We start from the raw sequence: 1,964 nt of genomic DNA, 5'->3' as shown, positions 1-1,964 counted from the left end.
AACCCATGGAAGGTGAACAAGGGCCGGCCCCACAGATGCCCGCCTAACCTGGCGCCACCTGCCGCACCTAAGATCAACTTCTTAGTTCAGAGAAGACCGGGTGTAGGTGGATCGGCCAGCAAGGCATGGTCAAGGACCGCTTCCACATCCACCGGTTGATCCCAGAGTCGGAACTGGTGGAGATGGCGAAGCACGCCGAGCTCGATGAGCGGTGCTTGTGCCGCAGACCATCGCAGGAGAGGCTGTTCGCTGAGTCGGCGCCCCGGCCGGTCGCCCAGGTGGTGAACGAGCGCAACGCTGAGCGATGACGGCTGCCGGTCCGCGTTGTCTCCACCGGCGGGCCAACTTCACACTCGAGCCGGAGCGTTGCTAGCGTCGGACCGTGCCGTGCTGGTCGGCGCGGTGTGCCGCTCGACAGGAAGAGACCGGATGCGCCCGACGATCCGCAGGGCAGTGATCCCCGCCGCCGGACTCGGCTCCCGCCTCCTGCCGCTGACCAAGGCCATCCCCAAGGAGATGCTGCCGGTCGGCGACAAACCGGTGATCGAGCACACCGTGCACGAACTGGTCGCCTCCGGCATCACCGACATCACCATCGTCGTCTCCGGCGGGAAGTCCCTGATCCAGGACCACTTCCGGCCCAACCCCGCCCTGGTGCAGCAGCTGCGCGCCGACGGCAAGGCCGCCTACGACGCCCAGGCGGTCCGGGTGCAGGTGCAGTACACCGGGGCCGAGGAGTGGTACACCCTCACCGGAAGCCCCGTCGCGCTGGCCGGCCGTTCCGCCGAGCAGGTGCACCAGGCGGCGCTACAGGCTGCCTGCGCGGGCGCGGACGGCGGAGTGACCGCCGCGCACCTGCGGTACTGACTCCCTTGCGCTGCAACGGCGCCCGCAGCCCGGATGGGCTACGGGCCTTCTTGGGTGGATCAATGAAAACGGGCCCTGGGGGCGTTCGCCCCCGGGGCCCGTGGTTTCCCTGCAGAAACGCTCACCCAGTCATTTCGTGTGGAGGTTTAACCACTGGCATCACCGTCCAACTCCGCACTGGAACCGGCCCCGCAGGCGACACCGAGCCGGCGCCCGACTGTGGCAGGAGATCGCCGACCGCGGCACGGTTTCCTGGACCGAACGCATGACCGAAGCCGGCACACTACCGAAGCACGCAGCTATGAGTGACGGACTCGCAAGGAGTGGTTTTGGGAACCGTGCGGAGAAGCCTGTGCCTATTGCGGGAAGGTTGGAGCCGACGTCAGCTAGCCTGGCTGCTCACAGGCGGGTCGCCTCGCCGACCAGAAGACCGGCGTCCCGGACAATCAGCCCCACGGTCTCGTCCAGTGTGCTGCTCTCGTGGATGATCGTCTCCATTGCGTCGGGCAGGACATCCTGCCCGAGGTACCACTGCCGCATGTCATCGGGGCCGAACCGGGCGCGCTGGGGCCGCGTCTCGTGCCTGCGGAGCGTCTCTTCCCAGGAGACGTCCAGGTAATAGCCGAGGCTGGTGCCGCGATGGTCGCGAAACAGCGCTTGCAGCATCTCCCCGTAGCGGCTCCGGGCGAGGATGCCCTCCAGGATGACGTGGTAGCCGGCGTCCAGGGCGTGGCGGCACATGACGTCGAGCAGCCCGATGTTCACACCGTCAGGCTCGTCCTTTTCCCGCAGGATCTCTCGGCGTACCACGTCCTGACCGATCACGGCCATGCCACGCTGGCCGTACGTTTCCCGCACGGTCCGGGCCACGGTGGACTTGCCCGATCCCGAGTTGCCGCGGATGACGATCAGGACCGTTGAACCCGACGAATTGCATCTGATGCTCGACGGGACGTCGCTCAGCTGGTCGGACACGGCGTTGAAGGTAGCATCCTCAGCATCCCGAGGTGTGTCAGAGAAAATGCACCAAAGCGGGCCTTTAATACCCATCAAGCGCGGGAGGGGTTAAAGGGGATCCTGGCGTAGTTCTCGCCGGG

Annotated in this window: 2 protein-coding genes; one reads left to right on the top strand and one right to left on the bottom strand. The window is 66.4% G+C overall.

Annotation, left to right across the window (positions count from 1 at the left end; all coding sequences use genetic code 11):
• Nucleotides 1-429: 429 nt before the first annotated feature.
• Nucleotides 430-867 (top strand): sugar phosphate nucleotidyltransferase, encoded by a 438-nt coding sequence (locus tag AB0F17_RS66375; RefSeq protein ID WP_358047836.1) that lies wholly within the window; start codon nt 430-432, stop codon nt 865-867.
• Nucleotides 868-1,266: 399 nt separating this feature from the next.
• Here the strand turns inward: AB0F17_RS66375 and AB0F17_RS66370 are convergent, their stop codons facing one another.
• The gene (locus AB0F17_RS66370) at nt 1,267-1,842 is read right to left on the bottom strand and encodes an AAA family ATPase (RefSeq protein ID WP_358047834.1); all 576 of its coding nucleotides are present in this window, start codon (nt 1,840-1,842) and stop codon (nt 1,267-1,269) included.
• Nucleotides 1,843-1,964: the final 122 nt, after the last annotated feature.

The sequence above is a fragment of the Nonomuraea sp. NPDC026600 genome, assembly GCF_040638335.1.
In the GTDB taxonomy this organism is placed as follows: domain Bacteria; phylum Actinomycetota; class Actinomycetes; order Streptosporangiales; family Streptosporangiaceae; genus Nonomuraea.
The sequence above is the reverse complement of the archived record's forward strand: the minus strand, read 5'-3'. Positions and strand labels throughout refer to the sequence as shown.

Excerpts from the sequence above, each read along its gene's own strand:
- AB0F17_RS66375 (WP_358047836.1), top strand. The coding sequence starts at position 430 with ATGCGCCCGACGATCCGCAGGGCAGTGATCCCCGCCGCCGGACTCGGC.